Origin of the sequence: Peribacillus sp. NPDC097197, assembly GCF_050278025.1 — a bacterium.
Lineage (GTDB): Bacteria > Bacillota > Bacilli > Bacillales > DSM-1321 > Peribacillus.
The window spans coordinates 83,865-99,031 of the sequence record NZ_JBNNST010000013.1; the positions used below are offsets into that span (position 1 = coordinate 83,865).

14 protein-coding genes are annotated in these 15,167 nt (G+C 41.4%); 13 read left to right on the forward strand and 1 reads right to left on the reverse strand.

The genetic code is table 11. The annotated features are described in order from the left end of the window. Positions 1 to 3 precede the first annotated feature (3 nt). The 11 genes from ACQKL6_RS16420 to ACQKL6_RS16470 all read left to right on the forward strand — a co-directional run bounded on the left by ACQKL6_RS16420 (position 4) and on the right by ACQKL6_RS16470 (position 12,766). A complete protein-coding gene (locus ACQKL6_RS16420) occupies positions 4 to 987 on the forward strand; it encodes an alpha-ketoacid dehydrogenase subunit beta (RefSeq protein ID WP_402869381.1) in 984 nt (327 codons plus the stop codon). Between the two features lie 23 nt (positions 988 to 1,010). Continuing rightward, on the forward strand, positions 1,011 to 2,285 hold the full coding sequence (locus tag ACQKL6_RS16425; RefSeq protein WP_427590970.1) for a dihydrolipoamide acetyltransferase family protein: 1,275 nt from the start codon (positions 1,011 to 1,013) through the stop codon (positions 2,283 to 2,285). A 333-nt stretch (positions 2,286 to 2,618) separates the two neighbouring features. Continuing rightward, positions 2,619 to 4,502, forward strand: coding sequence for a methylmalonyl-CoA mutase family protein (locus ACQKL6_RS16430; RefSeq protein ID WP_427651485.1), 1,884 nt, complete (start codon positions 2,619 to 2,621; stop codon positions 4,500 to 4,502). Further along, on the forward strand, positions 4,499 to 6,691 hold the full coding sequence (gene scpA / locus ACQKL6_RS16435) for a methylmalonyl-CoA mutase (protein WP_427651486.1): 2,193 nt from the start codon (positions 4,499 to 4,501) through the stop codon (positions 6,689 to 6,691). The genes ACQKL6_RS16430 and scpA overlap by 4 nt, the downstream gene beginning before the upstream one ends. Then, positions 6,691 to 7,848: a methylmalonyl Co-A mutase-associated GTPase MeaB gene (meaB, locus tag ACQKL6_RS16440; protein ID WP_427651487.1), complete on the forward strand. Its 1,158-nt coding sequence runs from the start codon at positions 6,691 to 6,693 to the stop codon at positions 7,846 to 7,848. The genes scpA and meaB overlap by 1 nt, the downstream gene beginning before the upstream one ends. A gap of 127 nt (positions 7,849 to 7,975) precedes the next feature. Next, positions 7,976 to 8,413, forward strand: coding sequence for a BrxA/BrxB family bacilliredoxin (locus ACQKL6_RS16445; protein ID WP_402869372.1), 438 nt, complete (start codon positions 7,976 to 7,978; stop codon positions 8,411 to 8,413). A gap of 325 nt (positions 8,414 to 8,738) precedes the next feature. Next, positions 8,739 to 9,542 (forward strand): transporter substrate-binding domain-containing protein, encoded by an 804-nt coding sequence (locus tag ACQKL6_RS16450; RefSeq protein WP_402869880.1) that lies wholly within the window; start codon positions 8,739 to 8,741, stop codon positions 9,540 to 9,542. 125 nt (positions 9,543 to 9,667) lie between these two features. After that, on the forward strand, positions 9,668 to 10,327 hold the full coding sequence (locus ACQKL6_RS16455; protein ID WP_402869370.1) for an amino acid ABC transporter permease: 660 nt from the start codon (positions 9,668 to 9,670) through the stop codon (positions 10,325 to 10,327). Next, the gene (locus ACQKL6_RS16460; RefSeq protein ID WP_402986173.1) at positions 10,320 to 11,042 is read left to right on the forward strand and encodes an amino acid ABC transporter ATP-binding protein; all 723 of its coding nucleotides are present in this window, start codon (positions 10,320 to 10,322) and stop codon (positions 11,040 to 11,042) included. Before ACQKL6_RS16455 ends, ACQKL6_RS16460 begins: the two co-directional genes overlap by 8 nt. Before the next feature lie 187 nt (positions 11,043 to 11,229). Continuing rightward, on the forward strand, positions 11,230 to 12,219 hold the full coding sequence (locus ACQKL6_RS16465) for an aromatic acid exporter family protein (RefSeq protein WP_402986171.1): 990 nt from the start codon (positions 11,230 to 11,232) through the stop codon (positions 12,217 to 12,219). Between the two features lie 31 nt (positions 12,220 to 12,250). Continuing rightward, complete coding sequence (locus ACQKL6_RS16470) at positions 12,251 to 12,766, forward strand: L,D-transpeptidase (protein ID WP_402869365.1); 516 nt, start codon at positions 12,251 to 12,253, stop codon at positions 12,764 to 12,766. A 37-nt stretch (positions 12,767 to 12,803) separates the two neighbouring features. Here the strand turns inward: ACQKL6_RS16470 and prli42 are convergent, their stop codons facing one another. Continuing rightward, on the reverse strand, positions 12,804 to 12,899 hold the full coding sequence (gene prli42, locus ACQKL6_RS16475) for a stressosome-associated protein Prli42 (protein WP_402869363.1): 96 nt from the start codon (positions 12,897 to 12,899) through the stop codon (positions 12,804 to 12,806). Positions 12,900 to 13,068: 169 nt separating this feature from the next. Between prli42 and mce the strand changes: the two genes are divergently transcribed. After that, on the forward strand, positions 13,069 to 13,491 hold the full coding sequence (mce, locus tag ACQKL6_RS16480) for a methylmalonyl-CoA epimerase (RefSeq protein ID WP_407408388.1): 423 nt from the start codon (positions 13,069 to 13,071) through the stop codon (positions 13,489 to 13,491). Continuing rightward, complete coding sequence (locus ACQKL6_RS16485; protein WP_402869359.1) at positions 13,488 to 15,038, forward strand: acyl-CoA carboxylase subunit beta; 1,551 nt, start codon at positions 13,488 to 13,490, stop codon at positions 15,036 to 15,038. Before mce ends, ACQKL6_RS16485 begins: the two co-directional genes overlap by 4 nt. Positions 15,039 to 15,167 lie beyond the last annotated feature (129 nt).

Consider the following 15,167-nt stretch of genomic DNA (forward strand, 5'->3'; position numbering starts at 1 on the left):
AGGATGTCGGTAATTTCTTATATAGATGCGGTGACAATGGCAATGCGCGAAGAGATGGAAAGAGATTCGCGAGTATTCGTTTTGGGGGAGGATGTCGGGAAAAAGGGCGGAGTCTTTAAGGCGACAAATGGTCTATATGAGCAATTCGGTGAATCAAGGGTCATCGATACGCCCCTTGCAGAGTCAGCGATTGCTGGTGTAGGAATTGGGGCAGCCATGTATGGACTACGACCTATTGCCGAAATCCAATTTGCGGATTTTATCATGCCCGCTGTAAATCAAATTGTTTCCGAAGCGGCAAAGATCCGTTATCGTTCCAATAATGATTGGAACTGCCCAATGGTCATCCGTGCTCCGTATGGTGGCGGAGTTCACGGAGCGTTATATCATTCCCAATCAGTGGAAGCTATGTTCGCGAACCAACCAGGATTGAAAATTGTGATGCCTTCCACCCCATATGATGTAAAAGGCTTGCTTAAAGCTGCCATTCGCGACGAGGATCCGGTACTTTTCTTTGAACATAAGCGTGCGTACCGTTTGATTAAAGGCGAAGTTCCGAATGATGATTATGTACTGCCAATCGGTAAAGCTGATGTGAAAAGAGAGGGAGAGGACATTACGGTCATAACCTATGGGCTTTGTGTTCACTTTGCTCTCCAAGCGGCAGAAAAACTAGCAATGGATGGTATTTCAGCGCATATTTTAGATTTGCGCACCGTATATCCGTTGGATAAGGAAGCCATCATAGAAGCGGCTTCCAAAACGGGTAAGGTCTTATTGGTTACAGAAGATAATAAAGAGGGTAGCATCATGAGTGAGGTTGCAGCCATCATTGCCGAGCATTGCCTATTCGATTTGGATGCCCCAATCAAGCGACTGGCTGGTCCGGACATCCCTGCAATGCCTTATGCACCTACAATGGAAAAATATTTTATGGTTACCCCTGATAAAGTGGAGAAGACGATGAGAGAACTGGCTGAATTTTAATAGAAAAGAAGGAGGATTAAATGATGGCGATAGAACAAATGAAAATGCCCCAGCTTGGTGAAAGCGTGACAGAAGGGACCATAAGTAAATGGCTTGTTCAGCCAGGAGATCACGTGACGAAGTATGATCCACTAGCTGAAGTGATGACGGATAAAGTAAACGCTGAAGTTCCTTCTTCTTTTACGGGGATTGTTAAGGAGTTAAAGGCGGATGAGAATCAAACGCTGGCTGTGGGGGAAGTTATATGTTCCATTGAGGTCGAATCAACCAAGCCCAAGGAAGAGGAAAAAGAAGACCCAGCAGAGAAAAATGATGATGCAGTTAATAGCATGGAGCCTAACGTGGAAACTCCGACTCCGAATAAAGTCCGGTTTTCTCCCGCTGTACTAAAGCTCTCCCAGGAACATGATATCGATCTCTCTCAAGTGAATGGGACGGGGAATGAAGGAAGGATAACGCGTAAAGACTTATTGAAACTCATTGAGTCCGGAAACCTCCCTCAATCGGCAGCTGGTGTAAGAACTGCGTCCGAGCCAAAAGAACATCTGCCCCAATCATTGCCATCAAATGAGAAAGAAACTGTCATTCCTAGCATGACTGGAGATAGAGAAATACCCGTAACTGGGGTAAGGAAAGCGATTGCTTCGAATATGTCGAAAAGTAAGCATGAGATTCCACATGGATGGACAATGGTTGAAGTTGATGCGACGAATATGGTTAAACTTAGGGATTCACTTAAATCGGATTTCAAACAAAAAGAAGGGTATAACTTAACCTACTTTGCATTCTTTGTTAAAGCGATTGCGCAGGCTCTAACCGAATTTCCTCAGATCAATTCAATGTGGGCAGGCGATAAAATCATTCAAAGAAAAGAAATTAATATTTCAATCGCGGTCGCAACGGAAGATGCTTTATTTGTTCCGGTCATAAAAAATGCAGATGAAAAGTCGATTAAAGGGATTGCTAGGGAAATCAATGACCTGGCATCAAAGGTGAAAGCAGGAAAGTTAAGAGTCGAGGATATGCAAGGCGGCACTTTCACTGTCAATAATACTGGTTCATTTGGATCGGTCCAGTCCATGGGAATTATAAATCATCCGCAGGCAGCGATTCTACAAGTGGAGACCATTGTAAAAAGACCTGTCGTCATCAATGACATGATAGCGGTCCGTGATATGGTCAACCTATGTTTATCACTAGATCATCGGGTATTGGACGGTCTTGTATGCGGCAGATTCTTAGCGCGAGTAAAAGAAATCATTGAAAAAATAACATCGGATAATACATCTGTTTATTAATAGGGAAAAAGAAGGAGGTAACCATAAAGGTGCTTCCTTTTCTCTGTGCCTCTGTAACTGTTTATGAATAGAAATATAAGAGTATTTAGAAAATAGTCGACAATATTTTTATTTTTGCTATTATTTTATAGAGGCTCTTCTCATAATTATTCTCCATCTTCTATCATATGGTTTTTTTAACAGGTTTTGATATTAGCTAAAATTATAAGAATATTATGATAGAATATATATAAATTGATGGGAGAGTGTTTTTCTTATGTAATTGACTGAGCGTTCGGTCTACGTATTGGCGATTGAACCAGTAGGAAAGCAAAATATAAGGGAGCGATTAAAATGGAATTGAAAGATGTAAAAAACATATCCTTTCCAAAACCTTCATTAGAAGAGTGGAAGGAAGCGGCAGAAACTAGTTTAAAAGGCAGAAGTGTCGAAAAATTAAAAACGAATACATATGAAGGCATTACTTTAAATCCCCTCTATACTGAGGAATCTGTTTCAGATGGAGAACAAACAGAGCTTCCCGGATTTGCTCCCTTTACACGTGGAATTGCTCCGACCGGTTATTACGAGCAGCCATGGTTTGTCGTACAGCCTGTAAGCGGTATCACGGCTGACGAGGCAAATGAAAAGATGCACGCCGCACTAGAGCGCGGTCAGAATATTGTCGTCTATCCAGCTCAGCTTCTTGCGGAGGGTGCGAGAGTTTCAAAACTTTTTAATGGCCTATCATTAAATGAACTTCCCGTTTTCATTGACCTGAAGGGAAAGCAAAAGGAACTATTCACTCAATTCAAAGCTGTTGCAAATCAACAAAATGCGCAAATTAAGGGTGTGCTTGCAGAAGATCCGATTGCAGAATGGTTAGTCGGTGGTCAAGTTCCTGAAGATACAGAAACATATTTTGCAGAATGGGCAAAAACAATCCAAGATTATCAACAGATTGGTCCGGACTTAAAGTCAATTCTTGTTAACACGGCTAGTTTTCATAATGGAGGAGCCAATGCAATTCAAGAGCTTGCCTATGGATTGGCAGTTGCTGTCCAATATATATGGGAAGGGCAAAAACAAGGGATTTCCGTACGGGATATTGTCGGGAAGATCGTGTTTTCCTTTGCAGTGGATTCCAATTACTTTATGTCGATTGCGAAGATACGGGCGGCTAGAAGACTTTGGGCTGGTCTAGCGGATGCTTTTGAAGAGGATGCCGAGTATTTTAAAATGGTTATACATGCAGTTACATCCGAGTTGACAGAAACGCTCTATGATCAACACGTGAATATTCTGCGGACCACGAATCAAGCATTTGCTGCAGCAATTGGAGGGATTCAGTACTTGCAAATCCATCCATTTAATCATGCTTCAGGTGAGTTTAATGAATTTTCGGAAAGAATAGCACGCAACACGCATTTAATCCTTAAAGAGGAAACGAATATCACAACGGTGGTCGATCCTGCCGGCGGATCTTGGTATGTCGAGCAATTGACGGATGAATTGGCTGATAAAGCATGGGTGAAGTTCCTTGAGATTGACGAGGCAGGCGGGGTACTTGATGCCATTATGCAAGGGACTTTACAAGCAGACATAGCAAAAGTCTACGAGGAAAGGGTCCAGAATGCGGCACTACGGAAAGAAAGTATTATTGGTACCAACGTTTATCCGAACCCTACCGATAAAATCAAAGTTCCTACAACTGAAATACAGAGATCATATATGGTGGTTCAGGGGCCAGTAGACATTACACCAATCAAGTTAGATCGTATATCATCCCAATTTGAACAGTTAAGATTACGAAGTGAAGAGTGTAAACAAAATGGCGGGAAAGCACCGACAATCGGCCTTATTAACTTGAATGAACTTAAATCTTATAAGCCTCGTGCTGATTTTATAAAAGGCTTTGTTGCAGCCGGTGGAATTGAAACGATGGAAAGTGAAGGATGCCATGATAGTAAGGAAGCGGTGGATTATATAGCTGAAACCAAGCTTTCCATATACTGTGTATGTGGGAGTGATCTTGATTACTCGGATAAGGCGGAATCCATCATAAAAGAGATTAAACAGCAATACCCACACATCAAGCTATATGTCGCTGGAAAGCAATCGGCAGAATTGGAGACCGTTTTATTGGAGTCTGGAGCGGACGACTTTATTCATGTTAAAACGAATGTTGTGGCGGTCTTGACAGAACTACTACAAGAGCTAGGGGTGAATGAACAATGAAAAAACCAAATTTCTCTACCATAAATCCTGCTAAGTCTGAGCGTAAAGGAACAGTTGAATTATGGAAACAAGAGGCAGAAGCAGCAGTTGAACAAAACATCGAGGAACTTTTATTCGAAACGAATGAACAAATCAAGGTTAAACCATTATATATGAAAGAAGATAGTAAGAATTTGGAGCACATGGAAAGTGTACCGGGAATTGCTCCATATACAAGGGGGCCCTATCCATCCATGTATGTGAACCGGCCATGGACAGTACGACAATATGCAGGGTTCTCAACTGCAGAAGAATCCAACGCATTTTACCGCAGGAATTTAGCGATGGGTCAAAAGGGTCTCTCGGTTGCCTTCGATTTGGCAACACATCGCGGCTATGATTCGGATCATCCTCGTGTTGTTGGGGATGTAGGAAAAGCGGGTGTGGCGATAGACTCGATTTTGGATATGAAGATCCTATTTGATGGAATACCACTCGATCAAATGTCGGTATCCATGACAATGAATGGAGCGGTTTTACCTATTCTTGCTTTTTATATCGTTACAGCCGAGGAGCAGGGAGTCACCCAGGATAAGCTTTCTGGTACCATTCAAAATGATATCTTAAAGGAATACATGGTTAGGAATACGTATATCTATCCACCCGAGATGTCGATGAAAATCATTGCTGATATATTTGAATATACTTCAAAATATATGCCAAAGTTCAATTCTATATCCATTTCCGGTTATCACCTACAAGAAGCTGGAGCACCTGCGGATATCGAGCTTGCTTATACGTTGGCGGATGGCCTGGAATATGCAAGGACAGGAATGAAAGCCGGTATCGATATTGATAAATTTGCTCCTCGTTTGTCGTTCTTCTGGGCTGTTGGAATGAACTATTTCATGGAAGTGGCAAAAATGAGAGCGGGACGGTTCATATGGTCAAAACTAATGAAACAGTTTGAACCGAAGAATAAGAAAGCGATGGCTTTACGAACACACTCCCAAACATCGGGGTGGAGCCTTTCAGAGCAAGATCCTTTCAATAATGTGGCACGAACACTGATCGAGGCGCATGCAGCTGCCTTGGGCCATACCCAATCTTTGCATACGAACGCATTGGATGAGGCCATTGCCCTTCCAACCGATTTCTCAGCACGTATTGCCCGGAATACACAGCTTTATCTTCAAGAGGAGACTGGCATTACAAAGGTCATCGATCCATGGGCAGGTTCCTATTATGTAGAATCGCTAACAAATGAACTGATTGAAAGGGCTTGGGCTCATATCGAAGAAATTGAAGGTCTTGGGGGCATGGCAAAGGCGATTGAAACCGGTCTTCCAAAAATGAGGATTGAAGAAGCGGCAGCAAAACGCCAAGCTAAAATCGATTCTCAAGATGAAACAATCGTGGGTGTCAACAAATATCGCCTGAAAAAAGAAGATGCGATTGAAATCTTGGAGATAGACAATACCGCTGTCCGTGAAAGTCAACTTAAGCGTTTAAGCATCCTTAAAGAAAAAAGAGATCAGGCGAAAGTCGATGAAGCTCTTCAGGCATTGACGCAAGCGGCACGAACTGGTGAAGGTAACTTGCTTGAATTGGCAGTACAGGCAACTCGAGTCCGCGCTTCACTTGGGGAAATTTCCGATGCAATTGAAGAAGTGGCTGGTCGCCATAAGGCCACCATCCGTTCTATTAGTGGTGTTTATAGCTCAGCTTATTCGAAAGAGGCGGAAATTGAAGAAGTAATTGCCATGACTGACGAGTTTCTTGAAAATGAAGGCAGACGCCCTCGTTTATTGATGGCTAAGATGGGGCAGGACGGCCATGATCGGGGATCGAAAGTGGTTGGTACGGGGTTTGCCGATTTAGGCTATGATGTCGATATCGGACCACTATTCCAAACACCGGAGGAAACCGCTCTTCAGGCTGTGGAAAATGATGTGCATGTTGTTGGGATGAGCTCGCTCGCTGCCGGACACAAAACACTATTGCCACAATTGATGGCCGAGTTGAAGAAATTGGGCCGGGAAGACATTATCGTCATTGTCGGTGGAGTCATCCCAGCACAAGATTATGATTATTTAATGCAAAACGGCGCATCAGCGATTTTTGGACCTGGAACGGTCATCCCGCAGGCAGCTAAAAAAGTGCTACAAGAAATATACCATCGCCTAGGATATGAGGAAGTGGCACAGTAATGAATCAAGATAAGAAGCCGGAATGGGTCGATCCTAACAATCAGGATGGTTTTGCTTCTTCGTTAAAGCCAGGTGTGGAATTGGATGCTGGTCATAATAAAGCATCCAAAAGTAGATTCATCAAAAAGAAAAATGAGAGAATCTCGATACCGGAATTGAAAGATGGAATCTTGACAGGGGAGAGAGCAAAACTTGCTAAAGGGATCACATTAGTGGAAAGCAATGCCGAACATCATTTCGAGTTGGCGCAGGAACTATTGCATTCCATTCTCCCACACACAGGTTCTTCGCTCCGCATCGGTATATCAGGTGTCCCTGGGGCTGGTAAAAGTACGTTCATCGAAACCTTTGGAACGTTTTTATGTAATAAAGGATATAAGGTTGCGGTACTCGCTGTCGATCCAAGTTCCTCGATTAATGGAGGGAGCATCCTTGGGGATAAGACGAGGATGGAGGAACTGGCACGCAATCCTCAAGCTTTTATCCGACCTTCCCCATCAGAAGGAACTTTGGGTGGGGTGCATAGGAAAACAAGGGAAACGATGTTACTTTGTGAGGCGGCCGGATTTGATGTGATTTTGATTGAAACGGTGGGTGTAGGGCAGAGTGAAGCGATTGTCCGAAGTATGGTCGACTTTTTCATGTTGCTTGTCCTAACAGGAGCCGGAGATGAATTGCAGGGCATGAAAAAAGGAATCATGGAACTTGTTGATGGTATAGTGGTCAATAAAGCAGACGGTGAAAATATTCCGCTTGCGAACAGGACAAGGTCGGAATACAGTCGTATCCTCCATTTCCTTCAGCCGGCCACTAAGGGGTGGGCTGGAAAAGCATATACATGTTCTTCTGTTACAGGAAAAGGGATTCCGGAAATTTGGGATGTATTACAGGAATTTTCGCAGACAACAAAGTTATCGGGTGTCTTTCAGGAACGGAGAAGAATGCAATCCAAAGAGTGGTTGTATTCTTTAATGGACCATCAGCTTAAAACCATGTTCTATAAAAATGATACTGTCAAAGGCTTACTGCCCAAGCTCGAAAATGAAGTGATGTCCGGTAATAAAACGGTCACTAAAGCCGTACAACAAGCATTTCAATCGTTCTCTGAATCCTTAAGTTCGAATGAATGCGGTCCCACGGATAACGAACGGATATAGCTCTCCTTTTCTTGTTACCAATTGGAATCTTGATGTTTTTAATCATGGCCAGTTAAATTGATTGAATCGGGCTTCGTCAATTGTTATGATAGTGGTGAAGAGAAAAAGCTGGAAGGAGCTCTATACTATGAATATGGATTTCAATTTTTTAATGAATGACGTGGTCAAACAAGCTCGCGATGAGATTAAGACTGCTGGATATACAGAACTGACGACTGCTGAGGAAGTAGAAGATGTATTGGCCCAAAAGGGTACGACGCTAGTTATGGTTAATTCCGTTTGTGGTTGTGCTGGGGGAATTGCAAGACCAGCTGCAGCCCATGCGATTCATAACGATAAACGTCCTAATCAGCTTGTAACTGTTTTTGCAGGTCAAGATAAGGAAGCGACTGAGAAGGCCCGTGATTATTTCGAAGGATATCCACCATCATCACCATCATTCGCCCTACTGAAAGATGGAAAAATCATCACGATGATTGAGCGTCATGAAATCGAGGGTCATCATCCAATGTCTGTAGTGGAAAAACTGCAAGCTTACTTTGATGAATATTGTGAAGAAGTGTAAGACTTTGCTTATGCATTAAGCTTATTAGTATTTTTAAAGAAAACCGCCGAGTTCGGCGGTTTTTTTTGCTTGGAATCAGTTGGACGCGGAAGAAATTGGTTGGTTAACCAGGTATATTTAATAGTAGGTAGAGTATTATATTAGAATTTGGTTAAAATAATATTCTAAAAAATAAATTTTCATTAAGCTTATTGAATAATTATAAGAATGTGTTAAAATACACAAGAGTGCATGAATATTAGTTCGCATACGAGTTTAAGTTTATCGTAATTTGGCCATTGGCTCATACAAGAATCAATAACTACTTGGAGGAATAATGATGAAATTGAAAAAGCGGGTAGCATTGTTGCTTACTTCTGTTTTATTAGTAGGTATTTTAGCAGCATGTGGAACCTCAGAGAAAAAAGAAGAGAATACATCAGGTAATGAAGATAAAAAAGTGCTAGTAATGGGAACATCTGCGGATTATCCACCGTTTGAATATGTTGAAACATCCAAAAGCGATGAAATCAAAGGATTTGACGTAGATATCGCTAAAGCAATCGGTAAGAAATTAGGATATGAAATCCAGGTGAAGGATATTGATTTCAACAGTCTTGTTCCATCACTTGAAAATAAATCGGTGGATTTTGTTATCTCTGGAATGACACCAACACCGAAACGTGAGAAATCCGTTGATTTTAGTGATATTTATTATACAGCGAAAAACATGATCATTACGACAGATGGCAGCAAGATAAAAACGGTAGATGATTTAAAAGGGAAAACGGTAGGCGTACAGCTTGCTTCCATTCAAGAGACATTGGCAAATGACTTGAATAAAAATGAAAATATCGGGATGAAGATTGAAAAACGGAATCGTATTCCTGAAATCATCCAGGAAATGGTTGCGAAACGTTTTGATGCCGTGATTATTGAAGATACAGTTGCTAAAGGATATTTGAAAGACAATCCGGATTTAGTAGGATATGAGATGGAAACTGGGGAAGAAGACGCTGGTTCCGCTATTGCATTCCAAAAGGGCAGTGATTTAACGGAAGATTTCAATGCTGAACTGAACGAAATGTTGGAAAATGGTGAAATGGAAAAATTAATTCTAAAATGGTTCGGTGGCAGTGAAACTAAATAATACAGAGAAAAGGGAAAACGTTCAGAAGTGATAAAATACGCCTTCTGAGCGTTTTTCCACGCTTTATTGAGTATAAAGTGAATAAGGAAGGCCTTTATAGGTCTTTATAAGAGAGGATGATTGGAGTGAATCTGGATTTTGAAAGGATTATGCCTTCCCTTCCATATATCATGGAGGGAATACCGACTACACTAAAAGTTGTGGCGGTTGCGGCTGTAATCGGTTTTGTTTTGGGGATCATCTTATCCATACTGAAAATCAGCAGAATTAAGCCGTTAAATTGGATTGCTGACTTTTATACATCGATTTTCCGCGGTACACCATTAGTTTTACAATTAATGCTCATTTATTTTGGTTCCCCACAAATTTTAGGGATTCAAATCGAAGCGTTTCAGGCTGCTTTCTTGGCTTTCGGCTTAAACTCTGCCGCGTATATCTCGGAAATCATCAGGGGTGGTATATTAGCGGTCGATAAAGGGCAACGGGAAGCCGCGCTTGCCCTTGGGGTTCCTTATTCAAGTATGATGTTGAATATCATCTTGCCACAGGCCATCAAGAACATTCTCCCTTCTTTAGTGAATGAAATCATTTCCTTAACGAAGGAATCCGCCGTGGTAACCATCATCGGTTTAGGCGATATTATGCGCCGTTCTTATATTGTCGGTGGTGAGACCTATAAATTCTTCGAGCCGATATTATTTGCCGGTCTCATTTATTATGTGATGGTCATGATTCTCACTATCTTAGGTAAAGTGATCGAAAGGAGAATGAGACGCAGTGATTAAAATAGATCAGCTTCAAAAGAGTTATGGCAAACTTAACGTTCTAAAAGGAATCAGTACAGAAATTGGACAGGGTGAAGTCCTAGCGATAATCGGTCCCTCCGGATCAGGAAAGTCGACTTTCCTGCGGTGTATCAATATGCTTGAAACACCTACTGATGGACAGATCTGGTTCAAAGATCAAAATATTACGGATAAAAAGACTAATATTATGAAAGTCCGTGAGAATGTCGGGATGGTATTTCAGCATTTTCATTTATTTCCACACAAGACGGTGCTTGAGAACCTGACATATGCGCCTATGAAGGTGAAAAAGTTATCGAAAGCAGACGCTGTGAAACAGGCAAGAGAGCTTTTGAATAAAGTCGGATTGGCTGATAAGGAAACAACGTATCCAAATCGTCTTTCCGGCGGGCAAAAACAAAGGGTTGCCATAGCACGTGCATTGGCCATGAATCCGGAAGTCATGCTATTTGACGAGCCGACTTCCGCATTAGACCCGGAAATGGTAAAAGAAGTATTGGACGTTATGAAGTCACTGGCCCATACCGGGATGACAATGTTAATTGTTACGCATGAAATGGGATTTGCTAAAGAAGTGGCCGATCGGGTTCTATTCTTGGATGGCGGCTTGCTTGTTGAGGAAAGTGCTCCGGAAGAGTTCTTTTCCAACCCGAAAAGCCAGCGTGCCAAAGATTTTCTTCAAAAAGTGCTTTAGACTGAAAAAATGAACATGTAGTGAAAAAAGGTAACTTTAGTTACCTTTTTTATTTTATCCAAATAATGTATCATAGGTATAACGAATTATTAATAATTTAGAATTTTCCTTCATAAAGGACTGTAAAATTATCTGAATAGCTGATAGTATTATAATAGAAGTGAAAGAAGCAGGGTGATACATAACAATGTTCAAAATCGGGTATAGAACGATTAAAACTGCTATGGGGGCATCCATCGCAATTATTATTGCACAATTGCTGGGTTTGAATAATTTCTCTTCTGCTGGCATCATAACGATTTTATGTATACAGGTTACAAAAAGGAAATCGGTATTTGCCTCCTGGCATCGATTTTTGGCTTGTATGATCGCAATGCTTTATTCTACTTTACTGTTTCAGGGTATAGCTTTCCATCCCCTTGTAATCGGGCTAATCCTTCTCATCTTCATCCCGACTACAGTTGCCTTGAATGTTAGCCAGGGAATAGTTACAAGCAGTGTCATCATCCTACATCTCTATGGCTCTGGTAAGATTACTATTGCACTGCTCGTCAATGAAACGATTTTGATTGTCGTTGGAGTGGGTGTGGCACTTATCATGAATCTATACATGCCTAGTGTGGAAAAAAAATTAATTGCTTACCAGGATAGAATTGAGATGAATTTTAGTGCTATCTTAATGGCAGTTGTCCGCTATTTACGGGATAATGACCATACATGGGATGGGAAGGAAATTACAAAAACAGCAAATCTTCTTAATGAAGCCAAAAGTCTAGCCTTCAGGGATGTGGAGAATCATTTTCTTCGGGAAGAAGATCTCCATTATCATTATTTCAAAATGAGGGAAAAGCAATTCGAAATTATTGAAAGGATTCTCCCTTTGGTCACTAATATTCCTTTAAGAGTGAAGCAAAGCGGTATATTGGCAGACTTTATAGAGGATTTGGCTGAAAATGTTCATCCTCAAAATACGGCGATCCTTTACTTGAGGAAACTTGAGGAAATGGAAGAGTTTTTTAAGGGGATGGAACTTCCTCAAACCCGGGAAGAGTTTGAATCACGTGCAGCTTTATTGCAGCTTATGAAGGAAATGGAACGCTATTTATTGCTTAAGCATTCTTTCAAGGGATTCCCTAAGGAGAGTCATAATAGAATGAAAAAGAGGCCGTTGGCTTAAACTAAGCAAAAAAGTAAAGGAACTGATAGAAATGAAACGAATCCTTTCTTTATTGTTATTGCTTGTCTTGTCAGCTGTACCATCTCAGGCCCTTGCTCAAACCGTAAATCACGGAGAGCCATTCATTATTATCAATAAAGCGAATAATAAACTGGCTTTCATTGACGACAACGTGGTACAAGAGATACTTCCAGTCGGAACAGGCAAGAGTCAGGAATTGACGCCTGAAGGGTTATTTACCGTCAAAGTAAAAGCGGTTAATCCTTACTATCGAAAAAAGAATATCCCTGGTGGAGATCCCAGAAATCCGCTTGGGTCAAGATGGATTGGTTTTGATGCCAGGAATACAGATGGCAGGATTTATGGGATACATGGAACCAATCAACCATCCTCAATCGGGAAATATATTTCCAATGGTTGTGTTAGGATGCATAAACCGGATGTAGAGCGGTTATATGACAAGGTTCCGATTGGGACAAAGGTTCTAATAACTCTATCAAATGAAAGTTTCAACACGTTAGCCAGAAATATAGGGGCTATCAAATAAGAAAGAGGGAAGCTTTTAGCTCCCCTCCTGCAGTCTATTACAATAAAAATGCGATGCCTGATAGTAAGGTCGTCAATAACATCGAGATAAGCATGAGATAGACAACAACTTTTCTTACTTTTTTATTTTTCATTATGTTCTCTCCTCAAACAGTATGATTATTTTCATTTTAACTTGAACATATAGGAGAAACAAGCAAAAGTGCAATATTCTCATTATTCGAAAGAATGGTATAGTTACATAATGAATTGATAGAAAATTCAATAGAGTGAAAATAGTACATAGTATGGGGGAATAGTAAAATGATTAAGAATATTGATCATATCGGGATTGCGGTTAAATCAATAGAGGAAGCCTTGCCGCTTTACACTGAAACATTGAAATTGGAGCTTGAAGGAATAGAAACGGTTGAGAGCCAAGGCGTTAAAGTGGCATTTATCCTAGCAGGGAATACTCGTTTAGAGTTATTGGAAGCGTTATCTCCTGATAGTGCCGTCGCTAAATTCATTGAAAAACGGGGTGAAGGGATTCACCATGTGGCTTTGGGTGTAGAGCGAATAGAGGATCGAATCCAGGAAATAAAAGAATCCGGTCTTCGTATGATTGATGAGACTTCAAGAAAAGGGGCACATCAGGCAGATGTCGCTTTTATCCATCCTAAATCGACGTCGGGTGTCCTATATGAGCTATGTGAAAGAACTGAATTAAAGGAGGAGCAAAAATGACTGATATCTATGAAACTATCAATGACTTGTACGATCGACGCCGAAAGGTAGAAATGGGCGGAGGGGAAGATAGAATTGAAAAGCAACACGAAAAAGGAAAACTAACGGCGAGGGAAAGAATCGAACTTCTAGTGGATGAGGGTACCTTCGTTGAGCTGAATCCCTTTATCAAACACCGGAACACCAATTTTGGCATGGAAAAAGCAGAAGGACCGGGAGAAGGAGTAGTAACTGGTTATGGGAAAGTCAATGGTCGTGACATTTACCTGTTCTCTCAAGACTTTACCGTGTTTGGTGGGGCGCTCGGAGAAATGCATGCTCTGAAAATTGCCAATGTTATGGATTTGGCTGCGGAAAATGGTGCTCCCTTCATCGGGTTGAACGATTCTGGCGGAGCTCGGATTCAGGAAGGGGTTGTCTCCCTTGATGGATACGGTCAAATTTTCTATCGTAATTCGATATATTCTGGTGTGATCCCTCAGATTTCTGTCATATTGGGTCCATGTGCAGGTGGCGCGGTTTATTCACCAGCCATTACGGATTTTGTTTTCATGGTTGAGAAAACAAGCCAGATGTTCATTACAGGACCGAAAGTTATCGAAACGGTGACAGGGGAAAAAATTTCATCTGAAGGATTAGGTGGAGCGAAGGTACATAACACGGTCAGTGGTAATGCTCATTTCATGGGTGCTTCGGAGGAAGAGGTTTTAGCTGATGTTAAACGTCTTTTAAGCTATCTCCCGCAAAACAACCAAGAAAAGCCACCGGCTCTGGAAGCGACAGATGAAGACGACTATCGTCCAGATCTAACGGACGTTGTCCCATATGAAGGCATTCGTCCATACGATGTCCGAAAAGTGGTCAATCAAATTGTCGACGAGGATTCATTTATGGAAGTGCAAGCAGGGTTTGCGAAGAATATCGTGGTTGGTCTAGCACGCATTAAAGGGAAATCAGTGGGGCTTATTTGTAACCAGCCTAAAGTGTTGGCTGGTGGACTCGATATTGATTCATCTGATAAAGCTGCCAGGTTCATACGATTCTGTGATTCATTCAATATACCATTGATCACTTTTGAAGATGTTTCTGGATTTTTCCCTGGTGTTAAACAAGAACATGGTGGGATCATCCGCCATGGTGCGAAACTTTTATATGCCTATTCAGAAGCAACTGTGCCAAAATTAACGATCATTCTCCGTAAAGCCTATGGTGGTGCTTATGTGGCCCTCAATAGTAAATCCATCGGGGCAGACCTTACGTTTGCTTGGCCAAATGCTGAAATTGCGGTGATGGGATCAGCTGGAGCTGCAAACATCATATTTGCCCGTGAAATTAAAAATAGTGAGAATCCTGAAGCCACACGTGCAGAGAAAATTGAGGAATATCGTGAAAAGTTTGCAAATCCATATGTAGCGGCAAGTCTTGGAATGGTCGATGATGTTATTGACCCTCGTGAAACAAGAATTAAAATCATCCAATCGCTTGAAATGCTACGTAATAAAAAAGAAACCCGTCCATGGAAAAAACACGGGAATATTCCGTTGTAAGTACCAGTATGAGGGGAGCCTGAAACCAGGCTCCTTTTTTTGTAGAAAAGAAAACCCTAGGCTAGGCCTAGGGTTCTAAAAAGCTTTCAGCATGGTATTAAAAAAACTCTCCCATGGTGCTAAAATATT

Bases quoted from the DNA above. Each gene is read 5' to 3' on its own strand.
- ACQKL6_RS16420 (WP_402869381.1), top strand. From the start codon at position 4: ATGTCGGTAATTTCTTATATAGATGCGGTGACAATGGCAATGCGCGAA.
- ACQKL6_RS16425 (WP_427590970.1), top strand. From the start codon at position 1,011: ATGGCGATAGAACAAATGAAAATGCCCCAGCTTGGTGAAAGCGTGACA.
- ACQKL6_RS16430 (WP_427651485.1), top strand. From the start codon at position 2,619: ATGGAATTGAAAGATGTAAAAAACATATCCTTTCCAAAACCTTCATTA.
- scpA (WP_427651486.1), top strand. From the start codon at position 4,499: ATGAAAAAACCAAATTTCTCTACCATAAATCCTGCTAAGTCTGAGCGT.
- meaB (WP_427651487.1), top strand. From the start codon at position 6,691: ATGAATCAAGATAAGAAGCCGGAATGGGTCGATCCTAACAATCAGGAT.
- ACQKL6_RS16445 (WP_402869372.1), top strand. From the start codon at position 7,976: ATGAATATGGATTTCAATTTTTTAATGAATGACGTGGTCAAACAAGCT.
- ACQKL6_RS16465 (WP_402986171.1), top strand. From the start codon at position 11,230: ATGTTCAAAATCGGGTATAGAACGATTAAAACTGCTATGGGGGCATCC.
- ACQKL6_RS16470 (WP_402869365.1), top strand. From the start codon at position 12,251: ATGAAACGAATCCTTTCTTTATTGTTATTGCTTGTCTTGTCAGCTGTA.
- prli42 (WP_402869363.1), bottom strand. From the start codon at position 12,899: ATGAAAAATAAAAAAGTAAGAAAAGTTGTTGTCTATCTCATGCTTATC.
- mce (WP_407408388.1), top strand. From the start codon at position 13,069: ATGATTAAGAATATTGATCATATCGGGATTGCGGTTAAATCAATAGAG.
- ACQKL6_RS16485 (WP_402869359.1), top strand. From the start codon at position 13,488: ATGACTGATATCTATGAAACTATCAATGACTTGTACGATCGACGCCGA.